A 25,960-nucleotide genomic window follows, 5' to 3' on the forward strand; every position below is an offset into this window, starting at 1 on the left:
AGGCAGCGAGATGGTGGCGAGAGAGTGCGGCGTCTGCGGTTCAGCCCGGCCGGTATTTTGTTTTTGCAGCAGAGGTGTGTCAGGAGGTGTCGCCGTGATGCCTAACCATGCGCTGCAGCGAACCCGGCCATCGCGCTCCCGATGCAATCGCGGCGTCCCGTGGGCCGGGTCGCTGAGCTTGGGGCGTTAGGTGACTAGCTTTGAGTTCTCCATAAAGCCAGCGAAGATAATCCTCATACTTCTCGGTGTGTTTTTCGTTACGCTCGGCGTATTTGGAGCGGTGTCTTTCTACCGCCATCATTCTCGCGTTTTCCTCGGTGGGGTGGCTGTAGTTTCTGCTCTCTTCGCCATGGCTTTCCTCAGCGATCGCCGGATACGCCGCGAGCTTGCAGCCACCGAGGCCATTCTCGCGCGCATTGCTTGTCCTCTTTGTGGAGCGCTTTTCGGTCGCGATGCTGCATCCTTGCGATTCATCCGCCTCGTCCGCCCAACGTGAAATACATGATTGCGAACGACCACGGGTATTCTATCGTCACTTGCCCGAGTTGCGATGCCAGATCATCGTTCCACCGCCACACCCATGAGCTTTTGCCATCGCTGCAACCAAACGTCGCCTAGCAAACTAGAATTTCGTGATTCGATTCGATTACATTACTGGTCCTGAAGCCGAGAGCCCGCTTGCAGTCCGCCTAGAGCGTGTCCTCGATCTTCACATTTCTGAAGAGTCCACATTGATGAGAGAGTTCCCGTGCCCAACGCCTTGGGCGACATTCCGGATTGATTTGGTCGCTCAGACTCCGACCACGCGGATTGGCTTCGAGTGCGATGGAAAGAATTTTCACGATCCACACCGCGACGAGATTCGCGATAGTTTGATTCTTGGTCAAAAATGCGTGGACACCATATACCGGCTACCTGGTGATCAGGTGAACTTTGCCGTGCATGACCTTCTATTTCTTGCCAGCCTCTACGATCCTTCGCTGTTTACTGATCGGGGACGGAAGGTCTTGGAGACTCAAGCCTGCGACAGGGTCAAGAACCACGAACCAGACGGATACGGCGGGATGATATTGGGTGGTAGATATGATCGTGGCGATCCACCACAGCCCCTTGTGCCGCATCGATACTCCATGACAAGAAACAGTGTTACTATTCCATCTGGAATGAGACCATTCTGGACTGACGTTTATCGACATGCAGTGAGCCATCAGAATCTTTCATTTGCCGACTACTATGCGTTACGGCTGGCGGAAATGAAATTAGATGGAGATTTTGCCTCACAATGAGTTAATCCAAGAAGGACGAATGACTCGGGTGCAGGCAGCGGCTCGTATGGCCTCTGTCGTGTCATTGACACTCCCCGCTTGCCGTCGCTTTATCCGAAAGGTTCGCCAGCTAGTGCAGGGATAAAAAGCCCTCTGATTACAAATCCGCAATGCCAGGAAACCCGGAACAGGCAGCAAAGTGCATGTCTTTCGCCCCCCACACAGCCCTTGCGCACCCGCCCGAGCGCCCTAGAATCCGCTTCCCCCTCCACCCAACGCAATGAGCACCCACGTCAAACTTTACATCCCTGGACCCGTTGAAGTCAGCCCTGACACCTACGCTGCGATGGCGCAGCCCATGATCGGGCACCGCGGCAAGGGATTCCAGGATCTGTATGCCGAAATCCAGCCGATGCTGCAGACTCTTTTCGGCACGAAACAGCAGGTGTTTCTGAGCACGTCCTCCGCCTGGGGCGTGATGGAGGGTTCCATCCGCAATCTGGTGAAGAAAAAGGTCCTCAACTGCTGCAACGGCGCTTTCTCCGACAAGTGGCTGGATGTGTCCAAGCGCTGCGGCAAGGAAGCCGAGGCCTACCAGGTGGAATGGGGCCAGCCCGTGCGTGCCGACGAGATCGACAAGCGCCTGGCCACCGGAGAGTTCGACGCCGTGACCTTCATTCACAATGAGACCTCCACCGGCGTGCTCAGCCCCATCGCCGAGATCGCCGCGCTGAAGAAGAAGTACCCGGACGTGATGTTCATCACGGATTCCGTGTCCGGCTTCACCACCGTGCCAGTGAACTTTGACGAACTCGGCATTGATGTGCTGCTGACCGGCAGCCAGAAGGCCTTTGCGCTGCCCCCGGGCCTGGCGCTCTTCACCGCGTCCGAGGCCGCCATGGCCCGTGCCGCCACGATCAATGACCGCGGCTACTACTTCGACTTCCTCGAATTCAAGGCGAACGGCGAAAAGAGCATGACGCCAAGCACGCCGTGCATCAGCCTCATCTACGGCCTGCGTCATCAGCTCCAGAAGATCTTCGCTGAAGGCGTGGACAACCGCTACGCCCGCCATGCCAAGCTCAACGGCATGGTGCACGAGTGGGTGCGCCGCAACGGCTTTGAGTTCTTCGCCCCCGAAGGCTTCCGCTCCAAGTCCCTGACCTGCGTGGCCAACAACAAGAACATCGACGTCGCAGCCTTCATCGCGCTGCTGAAGAAGAACCACAGCATGATCATCGACGGCGGCTACGGCAAGCTGAAAGGCAAGACCTTCCGCGTGTCCAACATGGGCGACGAGTCCGAGGCCAGCATCAGCACGGTCATCGCCGCTCTGGATGACAGCCTGGCGAAGCTCTGATCCCCTACAGGGACGAAAGCTGAATTGAATCCATTCCCCCCATGCCGCCTCTGGTGGCATGGGGTTTTTTGTGCATGCGCCGGATACTGCTGTGTCTCACCAGAACCGGCGCGACCCTCCCACCTCCGGCCCCACCACCCAGCTTTTTTCTCAGTTTCACGAGCGCCCGGGCCCTCTCTGAGCACCGTCATGACATGGTTGTTACAAGGAGCCCCCCAAATTGGCATGCGTGCTGCTTTGAATAACGGTTCAGATGGAACCCACCCGCATCATTCCGATCTCTTCAGCCCGCAACAGTGCGGGTACGCAACCCAGCAACATCGTCCGTATGGAACCCGATCCTGGTCTCATCAAGATGGAGTCGTCCCAGGGACGTGAATCTGTTTCCGGCGGCGATGCAGAGTCCGCCCAGCGCTTTGCGGGAGAGGTGAAATACGTCGGTTATTTTGCGGACAAACTGGCCGAAACCCTCGGCATGCGCTCCATCGAAATGGCGATCGTTGAAGACCGCGAAGGCCAGACCGCCATCAGCGCGGGACAGCAGCGCGGAAACTGGCATGGCGTGGTCAGCAGCAACCGCCGTTCCATCAAGCAGGTGCGCGAGTCCCTGGCACGCTGATCCTTCTTTGCGACCATGAGTTTGAATCCTGTGATCACCTCCGCTGCCTCCCTGCAGCGCCTGGACGGTGTGGCTGGCGTGATGCTGTTCAAAGGCAGGAACACCATCCACCGCCAGATGCCCTTCTCGGACACCCGCGCGGACAACCTGCGTGAAATCATCAGCCAGATGCTGGAAGGCTACCGCCAGGTGCGGCGGAAGATCCACCAGCTCTACCTCGAGTTTGACGGCGGAGTGCTTCTCGTCGTGCTGCAACACGACGTCGTGATGCTGTTTTTTCTCACCTCCCGCGCGGACCCGGATCTGGCGGCCAGCGCCGCCTCGGTGATGCTCAATGACCACGCCGCGCTGCTCAGCAGCGCCTCCTCCGAGCCGCAGCCAGCATCCCGGCTGCCGGCGGACGGCATCGAAGAACTCGTCGTCACCAGCCCCCGCGCTCTTGCGCAGATTACGGACAAGGCGGAGACCACCGTGAACCAGTGGGGAGCCGTGCGAAAATGCGTGGAGGGCGTACTCGGCAAGGTCATGGGCCGTGCCCAGGCCAGCAATCTCATTCAGCGCACGATCGACGAAGCCAAAATCTCCGATCCCTACCGCCTGTCTGTCACGGAGGTTCGCAAGCTCGCCGCCAGCGTGATCGAGCAAGTGCCCAACACCTCAAAGCGCCGCCAGCTCCTCGTCGAGCTCGATGCCGCCATGGAACATCTGAAAATCTGAACCTGCCCTACACTCATGCTGCACTTCCGCGCCTGCCTTCTAGCCTTCATCGCCCTGGCCACCTGCGTCTCCGCCCAGGAGGGCCAAAAGATTGAGGCCAAGCTAGACACCATCATCCAAAAGCTCGATGCCAGTCAGGGCACCCTGAATGAAGTGGCCAGGGCCGTGAAGCCCGCTGCTGCGCCGGCTACCACCGCTCCCGCAGCTGCCGTTGCTGCCGCCTCACCGGCGGATGCCGCGCTGAAGTCAGACATCGAGACCGTGCAGATGAATCTGAACTACGTCTGGATGATCGCCGCCGGCGCCCTGGTCTTCGTCATGCAGGCCGGCTTTGCCATGGTGGAGCTGGGATTCGCCCGTGCGAAGAACAGCATCAACATCATCATGAAGAACTTCCTGGACTTCTGCATCAGCGCCATCGTTTTCCTGTTTGTGGGCTTTGGCCTGATGTTTGGCAAAAGCGCTGGCGGCTGGATCGGCAGTGACAGCTTCTGGATCTCCAACCACGCCGCGGATGACAAGATGTGGGCCTTCTGGTTCTTCCAGGTGGTCTTTGCGGGCACCGCCTGCACCATCGTCTCAGGCGCCATGGCGGAGCGCACGAAATTCGTCGGGTACCTCATCTACGCCGGACTGCTCGCGGGCATTGTGTATCCGCTCGGCGGTCACTGGGCCTGGGGCAGTTTTGGCGGTGCATTCGGAGTCGGCGGAGAGAAGGGCTGGCTGGAGGCCATGGGCTTTGTGGATTTCGCCGGCTCCACCGTGGTGCACGGCTGCGGTGGCGCCTGTGCTCTGGCGGGCATCCTGGTGGTGGGTGCAAGGCATGGCCGCTTTGCGAAGGACGGCACTCCGCGCCTCATCGCCGGGCACAATATCCCGCTCGCAGCTCTCGGCGTTTTCATCCTGTGGTTCGGCTGGTTTGGCTTCAATGCCGGCTCCACGCTCATCGGCAATGCCAGCATCGGGCGCATCGCGGTGAACACCACCATCGCCCCCGCTGCAGCCGCCCTCTCCGCCATGGTTTCCATGTGGTTTGTGCAGGGACGTCCGGACGTGGGCATCACGCTCAATGGATCTCTGGGCGGTGCAGTCGGAGTCACCGCATGCTGCGCGAATATCTCTCCCGCATCCGCCTTCATTGTGGGCCTTATCGCCGGCATCATCACCACGGTGGCCACCATCGCGCTGGAACGCATGCAGATCGATGACGCCGTGGGCGCGGTGCCCGTGCATCTCTGCAATGGATGGTGGGGCACGCTCAGCGTGGCCCTCTTCAACATGGACGGCTTCGATGCGCACAAGCTCGGCGTGCAGGCCCTCGGCACTTTTTCCGTCACCCTCAGCGCTTTCGTCATCTGCTTCGTGATCTTCAAGCTCGTGGACAAGCTCGTGGGCCTTCGTGCCACCGACAACGAGCAGATCGACGGCCTCGACTTCGCCGAGCATGCGGCGAACGCCTACCCCGACTTCCAGACCACCGAACAGGCGTAAACGGGCCTTCCTTCGCCGCTCGCGCCCCCTCGGGCAAACCCGGTCACGCATTCCGCAAGATCGGCGGGGCATCGCGGACACCCCTGTGCGTTTTTAGCGGGTCATGATCAATCTCACCCGCCTTTACTGTGATGTCGCCCAGCCCATGGACCACCTGCGCTACGGGCGCGGCCACGGCTCTCCCACCTCCGCCGCCGAGCGCCGCCCCATCGTCGTCTGGAACATCACCCGCCGCTGCAATCTGAAGTGCGTGCACTGCTACCAGGATTCAGATTCCAAATTCTATCCCGGCGAGTTGAGCTGGGAGCAGTGCAAGGCCGTGGTGGATGATCTGGCCGAATACAAAGTGCCCGCTCTCCTGCTCTCCGGCGGCGAGCCCACCATCCATCCGCATTTCTTTGAGCTGGCCGAATACGCCACCAGCCAGGGCCTGCGCCTCACGCTTTCCACCAATGGCACGCTGATCAATCCCGAGTGGGCGCAGCGCATCAAAAACATCGGCTTCTCCTACGTCGGCATCTCGCTCGATGGCATGGGCGCCACGCATGACCACTTCCGCGGCAAAGTGGGCTGCTTTGACAAGGCCGTGGCCGCCTTCCGCAACTGCAAGGCCGTGGGCCAGAAGGTGGGCCTGCGCCTCACCCTCTCCCGCCACAACATCGCCGATATCGAAGCCATCCTCGACTTCATCGAAAAAGAAGACATCGAGCGCGTGTGCTTCTACCACCTCGTTTACAGCGGCCGCGGCGCCGAGCTCATGGAGGTGCCGCATGAGGAGACGCGCGGCGCCATCGACAAAATCCTGGACCGCACCGCCAGGTGGGCCGCCAGCGGCAAGCCACGCGAAGTTCTCACCGTGGATCAGCCTGTGGACGGCCCCTACCTCTACATGCGCCTGAAACGCGAGAATCCAGAACGCGCCGAACGCGCCATGGAGCTGCTGAAATGGAACGGCGGCGGCGCCAACAGCAGCGGCACCGGCATCAGCAACATCGACACCCAGGGGAATGTGCACCCCGACCAGTTCTGGCATGAACTCACGCTGGGAAATGTGAAGGACCGCAAGTTCAGCGACATCTGGAGCAACCGCGACAACGCCACGCTCAATGCTCTGCGCGACCGCAAACAGCACCTCACAGGCAAATGCTCCGAGTGCAGTTTCCTCGATGTCTGCGGCGGCGGCTTCCGTGTGCGCGCTTTGCAGATGACCGGAGATTTGTGGGCGCCTGATCCCTCCTGCTATCTTAATGATCAGGAGATCGGAATCGCCCAGGCAGCCTGAGTGCTCACTCAGGCTAGTCGCTATGGAAATTCAGCGAGACGTGGCATGATCACGGGATTTTTGCCAGTCAGATTTCTTGCCCTTTCATAATACTCCTGCCAGCATCTGTGGACATCATGAGGAGCTTCGTTCCTCATCAGCGTCATACCCTTCATTCCCTTGATACCATGAATGCTTCACGTTGTTCCACTGCCAGCGTTTCACGCACGCTTCCTCTGCTGACCGCAGCGCTTCTCCTGGTGCAATGCTCCATGCCCCCGCAGGAGAGCTGGCGCTACATTCAGACGAACGGCCTGTTTTCCTATCTGCATGCCTCGCCACCCTTCCACACGGGGGCCTCGCATTCTCCGCGTTATCTCGCCGGCCAGAGCTATCGGAGCAGGTACTCACAGCCCTCCAGCTGGTATTCAGGCCTCGGCAACCGTACTGCCCCACGCTACTCGCAAAACAGTTACCTGGGCGCCCCCTATGCTTCCAGCTCTGGCAGTCCGCGCTACATCCCCCGTTCCCGCCCGAGCACTCCTTCGGTTGTGCGCAATCAGGATGCCAAAATCCCCGTGGAAGAGCCATCGCACACCCCGAACATCACCCACTCTTCTCCGCCCGTCAGCCCCCCTCCCAGCAGCAGCACCAGCAGCAATGGAGCCAGTGGCGCCACCACGGACAGCCTCCCCTACGGCACCGCCGTGCCGGGCCGTATGAACATGGTGAACAGCCCCTTCGCCGGCAAAACCCAGCTTGTGGATGTTTCGGGCATGAGCGCCGGCCAGACCGTGAAGTGCCCCTACACCGGTAAACTCTTCAAAGTGCCGCCGACTCAGCAGGCCGCAAACCACGTGGAGCCACGTCTCGAATCCAAGGCTGAGGCTCCCAAAACCAGCGACGAACCCAAAGACGGGGACAAAAAGCCCTGAAATCGGCGGTAAAGGGAGCTCCAGCCCCCTGCAAACTCGGGAAACCGGGTCCAGAATGCATTTGGTCTTGATTCAACCTTGATCAGTGGAACTCTTGCCGCCCTCAAAACCGCAAACGACAACCGATCATCCATCATGGGTCAACAACTGAACAAAGTCATCAAACGCCGCCGCCGCAAGCTTTACATCGCTCGCAAAAAAGCTCTGGCAAAAGCAGGCGTCTCCCGCAAAGCACGCGCCGTCAAATCCGAAGCCAAAACCGCCAAGAAGGCTCCGGCCAAGAAAGCTGCCGTCAAGAAGGCCCCTGCCAAGCCCAAGGCTGCTGAAGTCGCCGCCGAGGCCGCTGCTCCCGCCATTGAAGCCGCTGAGACCGCCGCTCCTGAAGCCGCTGCTCAGGAATAACCGGCTGGCTGCAAAGTCATCTCTATTCAAAACCACCGTCATGGCCTGCCATGACGGTGTTTTTTTTGCTGAGAGAACACGACTGCCTTCTCAGCGAAACCACCCCGTGCCGCCGGCACCGGGATAGGCAGGCACACCGCCACCACTGCTGCTGCCATTCGTGTTGTACCCATCGTAGTACCCACGCTCAAAACTCGCACGGTAGCGCGGATCATACCGCCCCACCTGCGCGGCGGGATCAGACGGGCGTCCCGCGGTGCGGTCACGCAGGCCGTAGTCATAGCCCTGGTTGTACGTCGGATCACGCGGTGCCTGCTGCTGGGGCTGCTGCATGCCCCCCTGCTGCTGTTGCGGCTGCTGCATGCCCTGATTGGCATACGGATAATTGCCGGTTTCTCGCTGGCTGTTCACGGTCAGCCCGTAGCTTTGATTGTACCCGTCGCGATAAGCCATCTCGGTGTTGCGGTCGTAACGGGAAGGATAATGCCGGTAGTCCTGGACCTGCCCCTGCTGCGCATCTGTCTGCCCGTCCTGCTGCCCGCGCTCAAACGCCATGCCATTCACCTGCGTGCCCTGATCTCGCATGTCCTGCCGGTACGGATTCGCATAGGGATCTGCGCCATTCGGGCCGTAGGCAGGTCCGACACACTGGGCCAGCAGCAGCGGTACGATCAGCAAAGAGAGATGGGAAAGTTTCATCATGGGGGTCTGCCGAAGCGTAAAAGACACCCCGCCATGTGGCAAGGCCGCAATCTCCGCTGCATGCACCGCGTTACTTGCTCATGAAATTCCAGCCGTTGCTCTGCTTCGCTCTCGCCTGCCTGACCACCTTCGCCCACGCCGAAGACGCGGTCCGCACCGAAAAAAACATCGCCTACCTCCCGGCGGAGCGGAAGGAAAAGGCGGATCTTTACCTCCCCGCGGATGACGGCACAAAACATCCCGCCGTCCTCATCATTCACGGCGGCGGCTGGACCGGTGGCAAAAAGGACGCCGCGCGTGAGATCAACATCGGCACCACCCTCGCATCGCATGGCTACGTCTGCATGAGCATCGATTATCAGCTCGATGATCCCGCCAGCCCCACGCTCTGCTGGCCGCAAAACCTCCACGACTGCAAAACCGCCGTGCGCTGGCTGCGTGCAAACGCGGAGCGCCTGCACATCGATGCCGCGCACATCGGTGTTATCGGCGGTTCCGCCGGCGGCCACCTCGCTGCCATGGTGGGAGTCACCGGTCCTGAAGCTGGACTCGACCCTGCGAGCCCGGACGGCGACCAGTCCTGCGGAGTTCAATGCGTGGTGGACATGTACGGCCCTGCCAGTTTCGAAAACAGAGACGTCACCGCCTTGCGGAAAACACGGGCGGAGGCGCCGGATCTCTACCGCCAGTTTTCCCCGCTCACCTATCTCGACAAATCAGATCCTCCATTCCTTATCCTGCACGGCACAGCCGACAAGACGGTGGATGTGGAGCAGTCGAAGATCCTCGATGCCGCACTGGCCAAGCAGGGCATCAAGCATCAATTGGAAATCATCGAGGGCGCACCGCACACGTTCCACCTGCAGCCAAAGCAGAAGGACCTGCGCCCCCTGGTGCTTGCCTTCTTTGACAAGCACCTCAAGCCGGCCGCGAAGTAGCCGCCTTCGCTACTTCTTCCCCTTCTGCGATGCCGCGGTGAACCAGTCATTGCCTCCACCGCCACCACCGAAGGGATTGCCCATGCCGCCGCCGGAACTGCGATTGCCACCGCCGCCGCCACTAAAGCTGCGCTGACCGCCGCCACCTCCACCAGGGCCTCCTGCCGGACGCGGCCCCGCGCTGCCCTGTTTCTTCTCAAAGTCAGGCTTCGACTTCATGCTCAGCGCGATGCGTTTGCGCTGGATGTCCACTTCCGTGACTGTGACAGTGACACGCTGCGCCACCTTCACGATCTCCGCCGCATCACGCACAAACGTGTCGCTCAGCTGGCTCACATGCACCAGGCCGTCCTGATGCACGCCAATGTCCACAAAGGCGCCAAACGCCGTCACGTTGGTCACAATGCCCGGCAGCTTCATGCCCACCGTCAGATCCTTCATCTCGTTCACCCCTTCGGCAAAGCTGAAGACCTCGAACTGCTTGCGCGGGTCACGCCCGGGCTTCGCCAGTTCGTTCATGATGTCCTGCAGCGTCGGGAGGCCCACGTCCGTGCTCACATACTTTTTGAGGTCGATCTTCTGGCGCAAATCCGCGCGCTGCATCAGGTCCGGCACCGTGCAGCCAATGTCTGCCGCCATCTTTTCCACCAGCGGATAGCGCTCCGGATGCACCGCGCTCGCGTCCAGCGGATGTGAGGCATCACGAATGCGCAGGAAACCCGCCGCCTGCTCGAAGGCCTTGTCGCCGAGTCTTGGCACCTTCATGAGGTCCTTGCGGCTCTTGAACGGACCGTTCTCATTGCGGAATGCCACGATGTTGGCCGCGTGCGCGCTGTTCAGTCCGGACACATAGCTGAGCAACTGCTTGCTCGCTGTGTTCAGCTCCACTCCCACGCCGTTCACCGCGCTGATCACCACGTTGTCCAGGCTCGTCTTCAGCTGGTTCTGATCCACATCATGCTGGTACTGCCCCACGCCAATCGACTTCGGATCCAGTTTCACCAGCTCCGCCAGAGGGTCCATCAGACGACGCGCGATGGATACCGAGCCACGAACCGTGACGTCATGATTTGGGAACTCCTCACGGGCCACTTCACTGGCGCTGTAAATGGAGGCGCCGCTCTCATTCACCATGATCACCGGAATTGATCCAGGCACGCCGATCTTCTTCACAAACATTTCCGTCTCACGGCTCGCGGTGCCGTTGCCAATCGCGATGGCCTGAATCTTGTAACGGTCCACCAGGTTGAGCAGCAGATTCTTCGCATGCAGCAGGCCGCCGCCTTCACCCAGCAGATAAATCACATCGTTGTAAAGAAGCTGCCCCTGCGCATCCAGCACCACCACTTTGCAGCCAGTGCGGAAGCCTGGGTCGATGCCCAGCACGCGCTTCTGTCCCAGGGGTGCCGCCAGCAGCAGCTCACGCAGGTTGTCGGCAAACACACGCACCGCTTCCGTGTCCGCTTTCTTTTTGGACTCCAGGCGCGCCTCGGTTTCCATGCTGGAGCTCAGAAGGCGCTTGTAGCTGTCCGCGCAGGCCAGCTTCATCTGGTCGGAGCACGCATTGCCGCCTTTGACGAAAAGGTTCTCGATGATCTTGATCGCCGTGTCTTCAGCCGGCTGGATGCGCATGAGAAGATAGCCTTCCTTTTCTCCACGACGAATGGCCAGCATGCGGTGGGACGGGATGGCCTTCAGCGGCTCGCTCCAGTCAAAGTAGTCACGGAATTTCTGCGCCTCTTCGTCCTTCTCCTTGCCGAACATCACCTTGGAAATGACCGTGGACTGCTCCGCGAAGAATTTGCGCAGGGCAGCACGCGCCTCCGCATGATCGCTGATGCGCTCCGCAATGATGTCGCGCGCACCGCTCATAGCATCCGCCGCATCCTTCACCCGAAGCTCTTCGTTCTCATGATCCGGATTGACATACTTGGCCACCTCACTGGTGAGATCCACGCCATGCGTCATGAGATTCGCCTCAATGAAGTCCGCCAGCGGCTCCAGGCCCTTCTCCTTCGCGATCGTCGCCCGCGTGCGACGCTTCGGACGGAACGGCGCAAAGATGTCCTCCAGCGCATTCATCGTCTCCGCCTTCTCGATCTTCCCACGCAGCGCGTCCGTCATCAGCTTGCGCTCTTCGAGTGATTTCACGATGGCTCCGCGGCGGTCATCCAGCGCCACCAGCTGCGTCATGCGCTCCTGAATGTTTTGAATCTGCACTTCATCCAGAGACCCCGTGGCCTCCTTTCGGTAGCGTGCGATGAACGGCACCGTGGCGCCATCAGCAAAGAGTTTGGCCGTCGCGCCCACCTGGATGGCCCTCAGGCCCAGTTCCTTGGCGACACGTTCGACATGGGTGACATTGATATTGAGTTCGTTGGCGGCAGACATGGTTGGAAAATGGAAAAGTGAAGGATCGAAAATCCAGTTGGGAGTGGTGCTGTTAGCGAGACGATCACACGCGGCAACCATTCAACTTCACCTGTGAAAAACTTTTGTCAGAGCCATGGCTTGACAGCCCGATGCGAAATTTTCTTTGCCGCATCGTATCAGGGATGAATGACAAAATTATTTGCAGTTTTTTTGATTTCCTCGGTTGCATTTGCCGCGGAAGACTGGCCGCGCTGGCGCGGATTAAACGCCGATGGCGGCTGGAATCCGAAGGGCATCCCCGCGGACTTCGCCCGGAAAGAGCCGGCAAGGCTGTGGAGCCAGGAAATCGGCGCCGGATTCGGCGGCGTCACCGCCTGCGAAGGGCGCGTGTATGTCATGGACCGCCTCAAATCTCCCAAGGAAATCGAGCGCGTTCTCTGCTTCGACGCGGAAAGCGGGAAAAAACTCTGGGACCACAGCTGGGACGTCAGCTATGGCGGCATGGATTACGGAACCGGCCCGCGTTCATCGGTCAGCATCATCGACGGCAAGGCCTACGCTCTGGGTGCCACGGGCGTGGCCGCATGCCTGGATGCCGCGTCCGGAAAGGTCATCTGGGAGGTGGACACCGTTCAGACTTTCGGCGCAAAAATCCCCAAGTGGGGTTTTGCCGCATCTCCAGTTCTCGATGGAGAGCGAGTGCTGCTGCACGTCGGTGCGCGCGAGGGTTCCGTCCTCGCGTTGGATAAAAACTCTGGCAAAGAAGTCTGGCGCGGCGGCCCGGATCCAGCAGGCTATTGCACACCGGAGATCATCTCTCACGCTGGCGCGCGTCAGCTCATCGCTTGGGGGCCGGAGCATGTCCAAAGTCTCGATCCTGCCAGCGGACGGGTGAACTGGACCTTCCCCTACAAGATCACTTACGGCGTCAGCATCGCCCAGCCAATCTATCATGACGGCATCCTCCTCGTCTCAGGCTACTGGCATGGCGCGAAGGCCCTGCGGCTCGGCAAGAGCGCCACTCTCCTCTGGGAAAACCAAAGCGATATCTGCGGCCTCATGTCTGCTCCCTTGTTTCGAGACGGCATCGTTTACATGCTCGACAAAACTCGCGGTCTTCAGGCCTTTGAACTCAAGACCGGCAGGATCCTCTGGAGCGATGACAACACCCTCTCGCCGAAAGACAGCAATCCCCAGATGAGCCTCGTGTGGATGCAGGAGTCCGCCAATCTCGCCGCATTGCTCAATGCCGATGGTGAGCTGGTCTATGTCTCTCTGAAGCCCGAAGGCCACAAGGAACTCGCCCGCTGGCAGATCATCGGCAAAACCTGGGCTCATCCCGCCTTCGCAGGAAACCGGGTGTATGTGCGCAACGACAAAGAACTCTCCTCGTGGCGGCTTTGGTAGATCCTCTCAGCGCCTGCGCCTCCGCCATTCGCATCACTTTGCCGCACGCAATTTCCCAATCCTGCGCCCCGACCAATCCGCCTCGTCCTTGATCGCATTGCCTTCATAGAATTTGTGCAGCGCCTCCTCACGCCGCAGCAGATCAAACCCCGCGCCCATCTGCAGCTTGCGCAAACACACAGGACACAGGTGCATCGGGCGCGCGTCCGTTTCGCCCAGGTGGTTGGAGCCGTTCATGATGCACTCGTAAAAGACGCAGTGCATCAGGCCAAACATGTGCCCCATCTCATGGCTCAGCACCTTGCAGCTCCGCTGGAGGATCAGCGCCTTCGTCTGGTCGTTCCCTGCCTCGCCATAAAACGCAGGGTCATACCGTGCAAAGCTGAAAACACCGGCTCCGCCCTGTAGCATGGCCTGGCCAAACACAAAATTCCACTCCTCGTCAGGATACAGGTCCTCCATTGTCACCGCGATCAAAGCATACGCATCGCGCGGCTTGCGCGAGGGCAGCCAGGTCAAAATGTCGGTGGTCAGGAGCTGCAGCTTCTGCGTGTTTTTGTTCGTCCGCCGCTTCGCCGGCACCTTGTCCAGCGCCACCGGCTCCAGAATGCGCGTCTCCATGCCAAAGAAGGCTGTGCAATACTCGCGCAGCTTTTCAAGTGAGGGTGCATTGCCTGCTTGGAACTCTCCCAGCGGCAGCACGCACAAAGCCTTCTGCTGCGGCGTCGGCTTCAGGGCAGACAATGCCACCCGATATTCCTCCACCGTCTGACCGGGCTCCTTATGCTGCGCCAGCCAGTCCATCGGTTTGGCTTTGCGGATCGGTTCAAAGAGGGTCGCATCATCTTCAAACGCTGCGCGTTCCAATGCGGAAAGCTTGGTCAGATCTCCCACCGCCTCCTGCCGCGTCGGCATGGGACCGAGACGCGACTGGGCGGACAGCGCCTTGAACACCACAACTCCCAGCAGCGCATACAGGCTGATTCGGATGGGCAGGGACACGTGCGGAAATTTCATCCGGTACTTTCCCGCCACGCATTGAACTCTGGCAAGGAAAGATTCGCCCCCGGCAGCACTTAAACTACGCCATGAAACTCTGGCTGCCCCTGCTCCTGGCCCTTTTTGTCATCGCCGCCGTCCCCACACCCGAAGCGCCCGTCTGGAAAGCCGGTGCAGCCTCCGCCAAAATCACCCCGGACAAACCCATGTGGATGGCTGGCTACGCCGCACGCACCAAGCCCTCCGAAGGCGTGGAGCTGGATCTCTACGCAAAAGCCTTCGTTCTCACCGATCAATCAGGCGCACGCTTCGCCCTCATCACCTTGGATCTCATCGGCGTACCGAGGAACTTGCGCCTCGCCGTCGCCGAGCGGGTGAAAAAAGAATACGGCATCGATCCCGCCAGCCTCGCCATCAATGCCTCCCACACCCACAGCGGTCCCGAACTGCGCACCAGCAAAATCCATGGAGCGGACGACATCGCCCTGCGGGAAAAGGAGGCTGCCGAGTACACTGCGCAGTTGGAAAACACCTTGGTAAAACTAGTCGGCGACGCCATCCAGAAATCCCTCCCCGCACATCTCGACTACAGCACCGCCCGCTGCGGCGTCTCCATGAACCGCCGCACCCCGGACGGTAAAGGCGGCTGGAATAATTTCCCCAATCCACTCGGTCCCGTTGATCAAACCGTGCCCGTGCTCAAAGCCAGCACCGCCGAGCGCAAAGACATCGCCATCATCTTCGGCTACTCCTGCCATTGCACGACTCTCGGCCATCAAAAATTCAGCGGCGACTACGCCGGCTACGCGCAGCAGGAAATCGAAAAAGCCCACCCCGATGCCGTCGCCATGTTTGCCAACGGTTGCAGCGGCGACCAAAACCCCTACCCGCGCAAGACCATGGAACTCGCGCAGACCCACGGCAAATCCCTCGCCACCTCCGTGCAGGCCGCACTTGAAACCAACATGCAACGCCTCAAGGGCCCCATCCGCGCCGCCTATCGCGAAATCCCTCTGGCCTACGACAAACTGCCCACGCAGGAGCAGCTTCTCGAAGAACAGAAATCCACCAACAAATGGATGGCCACGCATGCCACCCGCGTGCTTCAGCGCATCGCCACCGAAGGTCCGCTTTCCACCACTTATCCTTATCCCGTTCAAGTCCTTCGCCTCGGCAACGACCTGACCTGGGTCACCCTCGGCGGCGAGGTCGTCGTCGATTACTCACTGCGCCTCAAACGCGACCTCAAAGATCCCATCGTCTGGATCAGCGGCTACACCAATGACGTCATGGCCTACATCCCCAGCCTGCGCATCTGGCAGGAAGGCGGCTACGAAGGCGGCGGAGCCATGATCTACGGCACCCACCCCACTCGATGGAGCGACAAAACCGAGGAACATATCATCGGCACCGTCATGGACCTGAGAAAATCCGTGGATTGAAACAGCCGCGTCAGATCACTTTTGCTCACGCAGCAGCCGAACCTGCGCCTTCAGCAAAGCCACCTGCGCCTTCTGGATTTCCACCTCCGAGGCACGCGCGAGCTTCTTCATGTTCTTCGCCCATTCCACCCGTCGCTCACACGCAGCCACCAGCCCTTGAAGCTCGGTAACAACGAGTGCCTTCTGCCCCTTTTCGTGAGCCAGCTCCACCCTCGCCTCAGCCAGCTCGATCTCCGCCATCTCCACCTGCCCGCCCTCTCCTGCACTCCTTCCGGATTTGTACAAAGCCTGCTCAATCTCCACCACCGCCTCCCGAATCCGCACAATCTCCGTCAGCTTCGCCACAATCCCCGCATCCGGCTCCGTCGCCGTCGCACCGGCCACCTTCTCCTGCTGCTGCGCCATCGCCGAACAGGCCACAAACACGGCCAGCACTCCTGCTATCAGTTTTGTTTTCATAAGCGTGTAGGGTTTCGGTTGGTGTAACGACAGGACACCGACCTGCCTGTCTCCAAAAGTGCACGGAGCTTCCACACTGTCACCGTTTCAAACCTTCTGCGATGACAGGCATTGAGCCTATAACAAAACCCTCCGCTTTCCAAACTTCATCTGACCGTGAACTTCCGGCCCCCAACAGAAGGGTAGTTAAGTTGACAACAACACGCATTATCCACCTCAAGTTCACAAGTAACAGACGGCACCCCACATGCGCACGTGCGGCTGACTGTCGCAATTGCCCTGAACTAGGTTAACATTGCATCATGAAATCCGTCGGAAAATTGCCTTCATCTGGCGCCACACGACGCTCCCCTCGCAAGCCCAAGAGCACCCGCGAATCCTTAGACCAGTTCTCGAAAAGATTGTCATTTTGACCGGCGAGCGCAGCGGCCCCAGTGGCAAGGCGGGAGCGCTGCCTGCTATTGAAGAATAACAGGCAAGCGACCAACGCAGCCAATGGGGCCGCTCCGCCGTCCGGGCAATGTGACAAGATTTTTGAGAGTTGGTCTAGGCGACAAGATCTCGCGTTTTTCCAAGGAATTCATGCTGAAGCCGGGAGAAACGAGCTTCGATGCCGTGAGTCAGTTGATCAAGTCACGCCGAGCGTAATGAAGCCCATGGCGGACGCGAGCTTTATCGTTTGCTGCCTTTGCCACTGCAGACCAGCACAATCGCGCAGCGTGGCGATGGTGGACCAAAAGAAGATGCGCAATTCACGCCACGCGCCTGGCATTGTTCGAAGCAGAAAACACCATTCGAGGTTTCCCGCTCAGTGGAAAGTGCAGCACTGCGGACGCACTCCATTGGATCAATGGCATCCAGCGTGCAGTGCTCGAAGGCTTGATTGAACGACGCGAAGCACCTCTTCATCGGGTGCTGCCGCTGGCACATCGCCTGAGCCTGCATCACACGGTGCAGGCGACCTTTGGCGCGATGGACTTTCTTCATGTCGCAGCAGCGATGGATCTGAAAGCGACCGAGTTTTTATCTTTCGATGAGCGGCAGTGCGAACTGGTTGAGAAGGAAGGTTTGCTGACCTCGCCTTGACTCAACAAGAACGGCCCGGGATACCATCCCGGGCCGTTTGAGATTTAAAGAGACACCGCACTCAAAGAGTGCGGACCACCTCACTTGCTGTTCTCCGCAAACTGCGCGTCGAAGATGATCTTGCTCGGCGGGAAGTCGATCTTCTTCACAAACGCAGCAGACTCTGCAGCGCCAAACTCGCGATCCATCGCGCCGTCTTCCCACTCCACGCTCAGCGGGCCGCCGTACTCGATGTCGTTCAGCGCGCGGATGATGCGCTCAAAGTTGATGTTGCCGCGGCCCACGGACTTGAAGTCCCAATAGCGGCTCGGTTTGTGGAAATCTACATGGCCGCCGAAAACGCCCGCGGTGCCGTCACCAATGCCCCAGGCCACGTCCTTCATGTGCACGTGGAAAATGCGGTCGCTGAACTTGTAGAGGAACTTCACATAATCCACGCCCTGGTAGCCGAAGTGGCTTGGGTCGTAGTTGAAGCCAAATGCAGGATGGTAATCCACCGCCTGCAGCGCGCGTTCAGCGCTCGCGATGTCAAAGGCGATCTCCGTCGGATGCACTTCCAGCGCGTAGCGGATGCCCAGCTTCTGGTACTCGTCAAAGATCGGCGTGAAGCGCTTCGCGAAGTCCTTGTAGCCAGCGTCGATCTGGCCCGGGAGATTCGGCGGGAAAGAATAAACCAGGTGCCAGATGCTGCTGCCGGTGAAGCCGTTCACGACGTTCACACCAAAGCGTTTCGCCGCATGCGCCGTCTTGATCAGTTCTTCCGCCGCACGCTGGCGCACGCCTTCCGGATTGCCGTCGCCATAGATGTGGCCGGGGAGGATCTGCGCGTGGCGCGGATCGATGTTGTCGCACACCGCCTGGCCCACCAGGTGGGTGGAGATCGCGTGGCACTGCATGCCCGCCGCCTTCAGCTTGGCGCGCTTGGCATCGCAGTAGGCCTGGTCCGCCTTGTCCACTTCAAAGTGGTCTCCCCAGCAGGCGAGTTCGACACCGTCATAGCCGAAGGCCTTGGCCTTCTGGATCATGGTATCGCAGGAAAGATCGGCCCACTGGCCGGTGAAGAGTGTGACTGGGCGTGGCATGTCGGGTGTGTGGTTGAATTGAGGCGCAGAACAAGGAGAATGTCGGGCGAATGTCGAATGCCGAATGATGAAATTTTACGCGTGGAGCCTTATTTGCGCTCCACCGCCAGCGTGCGCACCAGGCTGTACGGCAGCTCCAGGGTCAGCTGCGCCGGCTTGCCATCCAGATTATTGACGGCGCTGATGTTTTTGAGATTTCCCGTGATCTTGGTGTCCACATTCAGCATGTCTGAGAGCCGCCGCACCAGCGTGGCGTCAAAAGTGGCCTCGATGCTGCTCACGTAGCCCATCGGCCGCTCCATCGTAAAGCTTCCCGTCAGATGCACCGTGGCCAGCGCTCCGTCAGGCCGGTCCTCCACGGAGACCAGGGTGCATTCAATGTCCTTGGCCACTGCCGCTCCGTACTGCCTGCCCTTCATCTCGTTGAGATTGATCTTCCACGTGTCGCCCGCTTTGTGCGTCTGGTGTTCCAGGCACACATCGGGTATTTCCAGCAGCAGCGTCGTGAAGGCCAGGTCGTTCAGAAACTTCTGCTCCTCCGCCGTCGGCTTGCCACCCATCAAAGCATATTTCCACCTTCCGCCCGGCTTTTGCAGCCGCAGCGTTTTGCCCACCAGCGGCCCGGGCTGCTCGGACGCCGCGGGCGCGGGGCCGGTGTAGTTGACCAGCTCGCACACCATCTCCCGCACCTGCACCTCCTCGCTGTCATTGCCCAGGGAGCGCCGCACAAGGTTCACCCGCTGGAGGAAGCGCACGGAAAATGAATTGCCCGGATTCATGGTCCCCTTCCCTTCCTGCACCCGCACCTCGCGCTTCTCCCGCAGCAGGTTTCCGCTGCGCGGCCCGGAGCTGGAGCTCAGCTCCACGGCACCTGCAGCACGTGGGGCGGCAGCCAGCTGCGGCGCGCTCAATGACAGCAGGAGAAGGCAAAGCGGGGCTTTCATGCTCCAAGACTACCAACACCCCGCGGGGCCGCACAAGTACCAACTCGCCCCTGCGTCTCCAGTTTGTGCTACCAGCACCTCTCCCAGCATTTCAGGCTTGGCGTATGCCGCCCGCTCATTCCATGATGCACGCATGTTCCGAGCGCTCCTCTTCAGCATCGCCTTCACCACCGCCATCCAGGCCCAGTGGACCACCTCGCACATTCACGGTTCTCCTGAAGTGCCCAGGCCCTACATCGCCGAGCAGGTCTTCCCCCAGGTGCACATGAATGACGCGCTGGAAATGGTCCCCGTCCCCGGAGCAGACCGCTTCGTCAGCGTGGAGCGCGGCGGAAAAGTCTGGAGCTACCCCAACGCCCCTGACGCCACCACCACCCTCCTCATCGATCTGAAGGCCCTCCACCCGCAGATGCACAGCGCCTACGGCATCGCCTTTCATCCGCAGTGGAAAACCAACGGATTCGTCTTCCTCGCCTACGCCTATGGCGAAAACGTTCTCGATGGCACCAAGCTCTCCCGCTTCAAACTCTCCCAACAGGAGCCACCCATCCTCGATCCTCAGTCCGAGACCATCCTCCTCACCTGGCAGAGCGGTGGCCACAATGGTGCCTCTATCCAGTTCGGCCCCGATGGCATGCTCTACATCTCCACCGGCGATGCCACCACCCCCTCGCCACCCGATTCCTTGAACACCGGCCAGGACATCAGCGACTTCCTCTCCTCCATCCTCCGCATCGATGTCGATCACGCCGCAAACGGCAAGGCCTACGCCATCCCGCAGGACAATCCCTTTCTGAAAACACCCAAGGCCATGCCCGAAATCTGGGCTTTCGGCTTCCGCAATCCTTGGAAGATCAGCTTCGATCAAAAAGGCCGCCTCTGGTGCGGCGATGTCGGCTGGGAGCTTTGGGAGATGATCCACCTCGTCCAGCGCGGCGGCAATCACGGCTGGAGCGCCTACGAGGCCAGCCAGCCCATCAAGCCCGAGACCGCACGCCCCGAGCCCATCATCCCTCCCGTGGCCGCTCATCCCCACACCGAGGCCGCCAGCATCACCGGCGGCTACGTCTATCACGGCACCCGCTTCCCCGAGCTGCGCGATGCCTACATCTACGGCGACTACGAAACCGGCAAGATCTGGGCGCTCTGGCATGACGGCAAACAGGTCACCCGCCGCGATGAAATCGCCGACACCCCGCACAAGATCTCCACCTTCGGCCAGAGCGCGGACGGCGAGATCTACTGGATCAACTACGAAAAGGACTCCCGCATTTTCCGCCTCGTTCCCAATCCCGCCGTTGGCAAGCCCAGCCAGTTCCCGCACAAACTCAGCGCCACCGGCCTCTTCTCCGACACCGCCAAGCAAACGCCCGCCGTCGGCGTCCTCCCCTTCGAAATCACCGAACCCATGTGGCAGGACGGCGCCACCGCCACCCGCTTCATTGCCCTTCCTGAAGGCAGCCGCATCAAGACCACCGTGAACGGCTTGAATTTCAAAGTCGAATGGCCCGCCGAGTCCGTCCTCGCACGCACCATCACCTGGCCTGCGAACCAGCAGCGCATCGAAACTCAGATCCTCCACTTCGATGGCGAGACCTGGAACGGCTACTCCTACCGCTGGAACGAGAAGGGCACCGATGCCGATCTCGTCTTTGCCGATGGCACCGAGCTCACGATTCGTGATCAGCCCTGGCGCATCCACGGTCGCGCCGAATGCGCCCGCTGCCACAACAACTGGAGCGGCTTCGCCCTCGGCTTTCAGCCCGATCAGGTCGCCAGCATCGCTGGCAAAAAACCATCCGAATCCCCCGCCCTCTTCGACGGCCCCTTCCTCGACCGTTTGAAAAATCACCTCGTCTCCAGTCATGACGACAAAGCCGAGCTCGAACTCCGCGCCCGCTCCTGGCTCCACGCCAACTGCGCCCACTGCCACCGCCGCCACGGCGGCGGCAGTGTTCCCTTCATGGTCAACTTCGATCTGCCCACAGCCGAAACCATGCTCTTCACCACCCCCACAAGAGGCAACTTCGGCACCCCTGATGCGCAGGTGATTAGCACGGGACGCCCAGATAAAAGCATCCTTCTCTACCGCCTCGCCATCATCGGCAGCGGTCACATGCCCGCCATCGGCGCGCACGAAACCGATCCTTCAGGATTGGCACTGTTGAGAGCCTGGACTTTGAAAAGAGGACCTAGAGATTCTAGAGGCGTGCTTCAAGGGGAGATAAGATCGCATGAAAGGGAGGTGTCTGACACCATGGTTTGTCTGAAAAACCCGGCTCTCTTCGAAAAGGCCATGCAGGTGTCGCTTGCCGACATCCCTGCCGCGATGGAGCTCGCGTTTGCCTTGAACACCGGCTGGTTGGAACCCCCTCTCCGCCAGCAAGTTCTTGAGGCGGCCCTAAAGAGTCCGAACCCCGCCATCCACGCCCTCTTCGAGCGCTTCCTCCCTCCCCACCAGCGCGTGAAAACGCTGGGCCCAAACTTCGATACCAAAAAACTCCTCGCCACCAAAGGCGATGCCAAACGCGGCTCCGAACTCCTCAGCATGACCGGCAAGCTCGCCACCTGCCTCGCCTGCCACATCGTCAACGGCACCGGCCGAGACTTCGGCCCAGATCTGAGCCAGGTCGGCTCACGTCTTTCCCGGCAGCAAATCCTCGAAAGCATTCATCAGCCGTCGAAGATAATCGCAAAGGGCTACGAGCCTTGGCTTATCACGCTTCAGGATGGCAGCGTGCAAAGCGGCTTCCTCGTCAGCCCTTCGGACACCGCCATTTCACTCAAACTCCCCACCGGCCAGTCGCAGACCATCCCACGCGCTCAGATCAAAAGCCAGCAGCCGCAGCCTGTCTCGCTCATGCCCGAAGGCCTCCTGCAAAGCCTCACCGAACAGGAGGCGGCAGATCTCCTTGAATATCTGGTGGAATTGAAGTCGGGGAAACCCTGATTCTTCATTCTACGGCAGTGAGTTATCCTGCCTTTGTTAACCTAAAAACATGCCCTTCGCAGGCTTTTCGAGAAAGCCTGCGAGGGAGCTTTTCCCACGCATTTCATACCCGCTTTGCCGCCATGCACACCACTCCCGTCACCTGCCCAAGCTGCTTTCAAGAGTTTGAGGTTTCCACCCCTTCGTACAACGAAATCCCCTGCGATGTGGACTACGATTGCGAGATTTGCTGCCGCCCTTTGCGCATCTTTTTTTCCGACGATGAAGGCGAAATCACCGGCACTGCTTATGGCCTCGGAGACAGCGGACCATATGCGTGATTTCTAAGCATGACAGAGACTGACATTCTGGTAGTCCCAAATTTCTCTGTTCTTAGTCCTGCATTGCGGTTTTCGCAGAGAATGCATTTGGATGTTTGCAAAAACAGAAGTTGTCGTTAATCTCGAAAAATCCCGCTGCCAGGAGTCTGGTGGATGGGAAGCTTAGCAAACTGGTTTAACACCCACACACACATGAAAATCGCTATCCTCGCCCTCATCGCGGCTTCCGCCGTCCTCTCCTCCTGCCAGCAGCCACCTCCCCCGCCGCCGCCGCCACCTGCCCACATGGGTAAGTAAGCTGGCCGCCGCCTCGTGCGGATGGTTGTTAATAGGTAAACATCTATACATCATACACTCATGAAAATCGCAATCCTTGCCCTCATCGCGGCTTCCGCCGTCCTTTCCTCCTGCCAGCAGCCCGCTCCGCCCCCGCCGCCGCCGCCGATGCAGCCCAGCAAGTAAGGAATCCGCCGCCTCGCGCGGCTGATTGTTTACTTACGTGCGCTCATCCCACGATCCGTCTTGCCACTGTTCTGCCGCTGCGTCCGTGATGCTTCATGCATCCTGTTCCAGCTAAGAAGGCATGTGCGAAGTGCGACGCCAAAGCGAAGGCCGGCTGCAAAGACGGTCACAGCACTGAATCCGACAGGAAACTGCCATATCCGCCGCCGTTCCCCACCCAACCGGGGGACGGTGGCTTTTTTTTGCCCCTTTACTTCCCATACCAGCCCACACCAAGATGGCCCTCTGGTACAGCGAGCGCAGCGGGCCCAGCGGCAAGGCAGGTGTGCGGTCCGGACTTCGTGACAAGATTTTTGAGAGTTTGGTATAGGAAAGTGGCACACCATCCCGTGATTGAACCGTCTTGACCGGCCCTTTTGCTTCCTCCCGCAGCTTTCCACATGCCTCTCGCGCGTTTTGCATCCATTCTTCCCGCCCCATGCCAGACTGCCTGCTCGCCCTCGAATCCTCCTGCGATGAGACCGCCGCCGCCATTTGCACTCTGCAGGGGGAACTGATCGCCAGCCGCATCGCCTCCCAGATTGAGATCCACCGTCAGTACGGCGGCGTCGTGCCCGAGGTCGCCTCCCGCAATCACATCCTCCACGTCCGCCCTCTCGTTCAGCAGGTCCTGGCAGACGCCGGCAAATCCCTTTCAGACATGGCTGCCTTCGCCGCCACCAGCGGTCCGGGGCTGGTCAGCTCCCTGCTCATCGGCACCTCCATGGCCAAAGCCCTCTCCATCGCGGAAGACAAGCCCTTCTTGGCCGTCAACCACATGGAAGGCCACCTGCTCTCCCCCTTCATGAATGGCCAGGGCCCCGTCCGTCCCTGCATCGCCCTCATCGTCAGCGGCGGCCACACCATGCTCGTCCACGTGCTCGGCGTCGGCCGTTACTCCCTCCTCGGGCGCACGCGCGATGACGCCGCAGGAGAGGCTTTCGACAAAGTCGCCAAAATGATCGGCCTTCCCTACCCTGGCGGCCCCGAGATCGACAAACTCGCCACCCGTGGCGATCCCACCGCCTTCGCCTTTCCCCGCAGCTTCCTCGACGGCCGCAGTCTCGAGTTCAGTTTCAGCGGCCTGAAAACCGCCGTGCTTTACGAACTCCCCCGCCTCGACCTCAAAAGCGAACAGACCCTGGCGGATCTCAGCGCCAGCGTGCAGGCCGCCATCATCGAAGTCCTCGTTGAAAAGCTCGTGCTCGCAGCCAGGCAGTCTCGCGAAAAACTCGTCACCGTCAGCGGCGGCGTCAGTTGCAACCGCGGCCTGCGCACCGCCCTCACCGCGCGCTGCGCCAAAGAAGGCCTGCAACTCCTCCTCGCACGTCCGGACCTTTGCACCGATAATGCAGGAATGATCGCTTTCGCTGCCGCCCAGCGTTTCAGCATCGGCCACACCTCCCCGCTTGAGGCGGATGTGGACCCCAATCTCTCCCTCGTAACCTAAGCCCCTCCTTTCTATGCGCCCGCTCCTCCTCCTCTGCGCATGCACCACTCTGCATGCGGGTGACTGGCCGCAGTTCCTCGGCCCCCAGCGCACCTGCACCGCCACCGACGAAGCCCCCATCGCTGGCACCACCGAGCCTGAGCCTGTGTGGCGGCGCATGCTCGGCAGCGGCCACGCCGGCCCCGTCGTCTTCAAAGACCGTGTCATCATCACCCACCGCCAGGGCGGCGAGATCATCACTGAGGCACTCGCCGCCGCCGATGGCAAACCCGTCTGGAAACACGCCTGCCCCACCACTTATCGCGACAGCTTTGGCTTCGACAACGGCCCCCGCGCCGTCCCCTGCATCGCCTCAGGCAAGGTCATCACCCACGGTCCCGAAGGCAGGGTTGAGGCCCTCGATTTTGAAACGGGCGCCCTGCTCTGGAGCTACGACACCGTCGCCGAACTCGAGTCGCCGCAGGGGTACTTCGGCCGCGCCTGCTCCCCCATGGTCGTGGATGGCAAAGTCCTCCTGAATGTCGGCGGCAAAAACGCCCAGGGTGGCGCCGGCATCATCGCCCTCGACCTCTCCACTGGCAAACTCCTCTGGCAGGCCACTGACGACGAGGCCAGCTACTCCTCCCCCGTCCAGATTCCCGACGACAAGAACGTCAGCGCCTTCTTCACCCGCCGCGGTGTCCTCGTGACGCAGAACAGCGACGGCAAGGTGCTGGCAGATGACTTCTTCCGCGCCAAAATCGATGCCTCCGTCAATGCCGCCACCCCCGTCCCCTGCGGAGAAGGCAGGCTCCTTTTCACCGCCGCCTACGATGTCGGCGTCGGCCTCTGGCAGTGGAACAAGGCCGAGCACAAGCTCACCAGCGTCTGGAAAAAAGCCGACGCCCTCGACTGCCACTACACCACCCCCGTTTACCACGCCGGCCACGTCTATGGCCTGCACGGCCGCCAGGAGACCGGCATGGCGCTGCGCTGCCTGGATGTCGCCACTGGCAAAGTCACCTGGGAGGCCCCGGACCACCTTCAGGGCGGCACCCTCATCCTCGTCGGCGACAAACTCCTCCTCCACAGCGAGGCCGGCGAACTCTGGATCTTCTCCGCCGACCCAAAGAAATTCAATCTCCTCCAGCGCAGCCAGATCACCCGCGCCGGCCACCGCTCCCACGACGCCTACTCCAACGGCCTCCTCTTCGCCCGCGATGCGGAGAAGATGGTCGTCGTGAAGGTGAAGTAGCCGCCGCCGGCATGCGTCCCAAA

The 25,960-nt window shown here is 60.4% G+C and carries 22 protein-coding genes; 16 read left to right on the top strand and 6 right to left on the bottom strand.

Translation table 11 applies throughout. From position 1 onward, the window contains the following. Window positions 1–632 precede the first annotated feature (632 nt). The 8 genes from ACILSR_RS29800 to ACILSR_RS29835 all read left to right on the top strand — a co-directional run bounded on the left by ACILSR_RS29800 (window position 633) and on the right by ACILSR_RS29835 (window position 8,050). Complete coding sequence (locus tag ACILSR_RS29800; protein ID WP_395753473.1) at window positions 633–1,286, top strand: hypothetical protein; 654 nt, start codon at window positions 633–635, stop codon at window positions 1,284–1,286. 259 nt (window positions 1,287–1,545) lie between these two features. Beyond that, entirely contained in the window at window positions 1,546–2,625 is a 1,080-nt protein-coding gene (locus ACILSR_RS29805; RefSeq protein WP_395753474.1) for a pyridoxal-phosphate-dependent aminotransferase family protein, read from the top strand. 253 nt (window positions 2,626–2,878) lie between these two features. Further along, entirely contained in the window at window positions 2,879–3,244 is a 366-nt protein-coding gene (locus ACILSR_RS29810; RefSeq protein WP_395753475.1) for a hypothetical protein, read from the top strand. Between the two features lie 15 nt (window positions 3,245–3,259). After that, window positions 3,260–3,961 (top strand): hypothetical protein, encoded by a 702-nt coding sequence (locus tag ACILSR_RS29815; protein ID WP_395753476.1) that lies wholly within the window; start codon window positions 3,260–3,262, stop codon window positions 3,959–3,961. A gap of 15 nt (window positions 3,962–3,976) precedes the next feature. Next, on the top strand, window positions 3,977–5,452 hold the full coding sequence (locus tag ACILSR_RS29820; RefSeq protein WP_395753477.1) for an ammonium transporter: 1,476 nt from the start codon (window positions 3,977–3,979) through the stop codon (window positions 5,450–5,452). 103 nt (window positions 5,453–5,555) lie between these two features. Next, window positions 5,556–6,734 (top strand): radical SAM protein, encoded by a 1,179-nt coding sequence (locus ACILSR_RS29825; RefSeq protein WP_395753478.1) that lies wholly within the window; start codon window positions 5,556–5,558, stop codon window positions 6,732–6,734. 167 nt (window positions 6,735–6,901) lie between these two features. Then, entirely contained in the window at window positions 6,902–7,648 is a 747-nt protein-coding gene (locus tag ACILSR_RS29830; protein ID WP_395753479.1) for a hypothetical protein, read from the top strand. A 135-nt stretch (window positions 7,649–7,783) separates the two neighbouring features. Then, window positions 7,784–8,050, top strand: a complete 267-nt coding sequence (locus ACILSR_RS29835) for a hypothetical protein (protein WP_395753480.1) — start codon at window positions 7,784–7,786, stop codon at window positions 8,048–8,050. 90 nt (window positions 8,051–8,140) lie between these two features. On the opposite strand, the gene ACILSR_RS29840 is transcribed toward ACILSR_RS29835, so the two are convergent. Then, window positions 8,141–8,752 (bottom strand): hypothetical protein, encoded by a 612-nt coding sequence (locus ACILSR_RS29840; RefSeq protein WP_395753481.1) that lies wholly within the window; start codon window positions 8,750–8,752, stop codon window positions 8,141–8,143. 80 nt (window positions 8,753–8,832) lie between these two features. Between ACILSR_RS29840 and ACILSR_RS29845 the strand changes: the two genes are divergently transcribed. After that, window positions 8,833–9,690 (top strand): alpha/beta fold hydrolase, encoded by an 858-nt coding sequence (locus ACILSR_RS29845; RefSeq protein ID WP_395753482.1) that lies wholly within the window; start codon window positions 8,833–8,835, stop codon window positions 9,688–9,690. Between the two features lie 9 nt (window positions 9,691–9,699). On the opposite strand, the gene ACILSR_RS29850 is transcribed toward ACILSR_RS29845, so the two are convergent. Then, window positions 9,700–12,081 (bottom strand): Tex family protein, encoded by a 2,382-nt coding sequence (locus tag ACILSR_RS29850; protein ID WP_395753483.1) that lies wholly within the window; start codon window positions 12,079–12,081, stop codon window positions 9,700–9,702. A gap of 192 nt (window positions 12,082–12,273) precedes the next feature. Between ACILSR_RS29850 and ACILSR_RS29855 the strand changes: the two genes are divergently transcribed. Then, entirely contained in the window at window positions 12,274–13,470 is a 1,197-nt protein-coding gene (locus ACILSR_RS29855; RefSeq protein ID WP_395753484.1) for a PQQ-binding-like beta-propeller repeat protein, read from the top strand. A gap of 33 nt (window positions 13,471–13,503) precedes the next feature. Here the strand turns inward: ACILSR_RS29855 and ACILSR_RS29860 are convergent, their stop codons facing one another. After that, a complete protein-coding gene (locus ACILSR_RS29860; protein WP_395753485.1) occupies window positions 13,504–14,487 on the bottom strand; it encodes an archaemetzincin in 984 nt (327 codons plus the stop codon). Between the two features lie 71 nt (window positions 14,488–14,558). Here ACILSR_RS29860 and ACILSR_RS29865 point away from each other — a divergent pair, with 71 nt between their 5' ends. After that, a complete protein-coding gene (locus tag ACILSR_RS29865; protein ID WP_395753486.1) occupies window positions 14,559–15,911 on the top strand; it encodes a neutral/alkaline non-lysosomal ceramidase N-terminal domain-containing protein in 1,353 nt (450 codons plus the stop codon). Window positions 15,912–15,926: 15 nt separating this feature from the next. Here the strand turns inward: ACILSR_RS29865 and ACILSR_RS29870 are convergent, their stop codons facing one another. Continuing rightward, window positions 15,927–16,370: a hypothetical protein gene (locus tag ACILSR_RS29870; RefSeq protein ID WP_395753487.1), complete on the bottom strand. Its 444-nt coding sequence runs from the start codon at window positions 16,368–16,370 to the stop codon at window positions 15,927–15,929. A 771-nt stretch (window positions 16,371–17,141) separates the two neighbouring features. Between ACILSR_RS29870 and ACILSR_RS29875 the strand changes: the two genes are divergently transcribed. Continuing rightward, complete coding sequence (locus ACILSR_RS29875; RefSeq protein WP_395753488.1) at window positions 17,142–17,456, top strand: hypothetical protein; 315 nt, start codon at window positions 17,142–17,144, stop codon at window positions 17,454–17,456. Between the two features lie 80 nt (window positions 17,457–17,536). Here ACILSR_RS29875 and ACILSR_RS29880 read toward each other — a convergent pair whose 3' ends face one another. Together ACILSR_RS29880 and ACILSR_RS29885 are read right to left on the bottom strand one after the other, a co-directional pair. Then, a complete protein-coding gene (locus ACILSR_RS29880) occupies window positions 17,537–18,538 on the bottom strand; it encodes a sugar phosphate isomerase/epimerase family protein (RefSeq protein ID WP_395753489.1) in 1,002 nt (333 codons plus the stop codon). A gap of 89 nt (window positions 18,539–18,627) precedes the next feature. After that, window positions 18,628–19,482 carry a hypothetical protein gene (locus ACILSR_RS29885; protein WP_395753490.1) on the bottom strand — a complete coding sequence of 285 codons (855 nt, stop codon included), beginning with the start codon at window positions 19,480–19,482 and terminating at the stop codon, window positions 18,628–18,630. A 133-nt stretch (window positions 19,483–19,615) separates the two neighbouring features. Between ACILSR_RS29885 and ACILSR_RS29890 the strand changes: the two genes are divergently transcribed. The 4 genes from ACILSR_RS29890 (at window position 19,616) to ACILSR_RS29905 (ending at window position 25,937) form a co-directional block, all read left to right on the top strand. Further along, the gene (locus tag ACILSR_RS29890) at window positions 19,616–22,432 is read left to right on the top strand and encodes a PQQ-dependent sugar dehydrogenase (RefSeq protein ID WP_395753491.1); all 2,817 of its coding nucleotides are present in this window, start codon (window positions 19,616–19,618) and stop codon (window positions 22,430–22,432) included. A 122-nt stretch (window positions 22,433–22,554) separates the two neighbouring features. Further along, a complete protein-coding gene (locus ACILSR_RS29895; RefSeq protein WP_395753492.1) occupies window positions 22,555–22,752 on the top strand; it encodes a hypothetical protein in 198 nt (65 codons plus the stop codon). A 940-nt stretch (window positions 22,753–23,692) separates the two neighbouring features. Continuing rightward, on the top strand, window positions 23,693–24,703 hold the full coding sequence (gene tsaD, locus ACILSR_RS29900) for a tRNA (adenosine(37)-N6)-threonylcarbamoyltransferase complex transferase subunit TsaD (protein WP_395753493.1): 1,011 nt from the start codon (window positions 23,693–23,695) through the stop codon (window positions 24,701–24,703). Between the two features lie 13 nt (window positions 24,704–24,716). Then, complete coding sequence (locus ACILSR_RS29905; RefSeq protein WP_395753494.1) at window positions 24,717–25,937, top strand: PQQ-binding-like beta-propeller repeat protein; 1,221 nt, start codon at window positions 24,717–24,719, stop codon at window positions 25,935–25,937. Window positions 25,938–25,960 lie beyond the last annotated feature (23 nt).

It is taken from the genome of Prosthecobacter sp., assembly GCF_044222565.1.
Taxonomy (GTDB): domain Bacteria; phylum Verrucomicrobiota; class Verrucomicrobiia; order Verrucomicrobiales; family Verrucomicrobiaceae; genus Prosthecobacter.

Coding starts and splice junctions, on each gene's coding strand:
- ACILSR_RS29805 (WP_395753474.1), top strand. CDS start 1,546: ATGAGCACCCACGTCAAACTTTACATCCCTGGACCCGTTGAAGTCAGC.
- ACILSR_RS29810 (WP_395753475.1), top strand. CDS start 2,879: ATGGAACCCACCCGCATCATTCCGATCTCTTCAGCCCGCAACAGTGCG.
- ACILSR_RS29815 (WP_395753476.1), top strand. CDS start 3,260: ATGAGTTTGAATCCTGTGATCACCTCCGCTGCCTCCCTGCAGCGCCTG.
- ACILSR_RS29820 (WP_395753477.1), top strand. CDS start 3,977: ATGCTGCACTTCCGCGCCTGCCTTCTAGCCTTCATCGCCCTGGCCACC.
- ACILSR_RS29825 (WP_395753478.1), top strand. CDS start 5,556: ATGATCAATCTCACCCGCCTTTACTGTGATGTCGCCCAGCCCATGGAC.
- ACILSR_RS29830 (WP_395753479.1), top strand. CDS start 6,902: ATGAATGCTTCACGTTGTTCCACTGCCAGCGTTTCACGCACGCTTCCT.
- ACILSR_RS29835 (WP_395753480.1), top strand. CDS start 7,784: ATGGGTCAACAACTGAACAAAGTCATCAAACGCCGCCGCCGCAAGCTT.
- ACILSR_RS29840 (WP_395753481.1), bottom strand. CDS start 8,752: ATGATGAAACTTTCCCATCTCTCTTTGCTGATCGTACCGCTGCTGCTG.
- ACILSR_RS29845 (WP_395753482.1), top strand. CDS start 8,833: ATGAAATTCCAGCCGTTGCTCTGCTTCGCTCTCGCCTGCCTGACCACC.
- ACILSR_RS29850 (WP_395753483.1), bottom strand. CDS start 12,081: ATGTCTGCCGCCAACGAACTCAATATCAATGTCACCCATGTCGAACGT.
- ACILSR_RS29860 (WP_395753485.1), bottom strand. CDS start 14,487: ATGAAATTTCCGCACGTGTCCCTGCCCATCCGAATCAGCCTGTATGCG.
- ACILSR_RS29865 (WP_395753486.1), top strand. CDS start 14,559: ATGAAACTCTGGCTGCCCCTGCTCCTGGCCCTTTTTGTCATCGCCGCC.
- ACILSR_RS29870 (WP_395753487.1), bottom strand. CDS start 16,370: ATGAAAACAAAACTGATAGCAGGAGTGCTGGCCGTGTTTGTGGCCTGT.
- ACILSR_RS29880 (WP_395753489.1), bottom strand. CDS start 18,538: ATGCCACGCCCAGTCACACTCTTCACCGGCCAGTGGGCCGATCTTTCC.
- ACILSR_RS29885 (WP_395753490.1), bottom strand. CDS start 19,482: ATGAAAGCCCCGCTTTGCCTTCTCCTGCTGTCATTGAGCGCGCCGCAG.
- ACILSR_RS29890 (WP_395753491.1), top strand. CDS start 19,616: ATGTTCCGAGCGCTCCTCTTCAGCATCGCCTTCACCACCGCCATCCAG.
- ACILSR_RS29895 (WP_395753492.1), top strand. CDS start 22,555: ATGCACACCACTCCCGTCACCTGCCCAAGCTGCTTTCAAGAGTTTGAG.
- tsaD (WP_395753493.1), top strand. CDS start 23,693: ATGCCAGACTGCCTGCTCGCCCTCGAATCCTCCTGCGATGAGACCGCC.
- ACILSR_RS29905 (WP_395753494.1), top strand. CDS start 24,717: ATGCGCCCGCTCCTCCTCCTCTGCGCATGCACCACTCTGCATGCGGGT.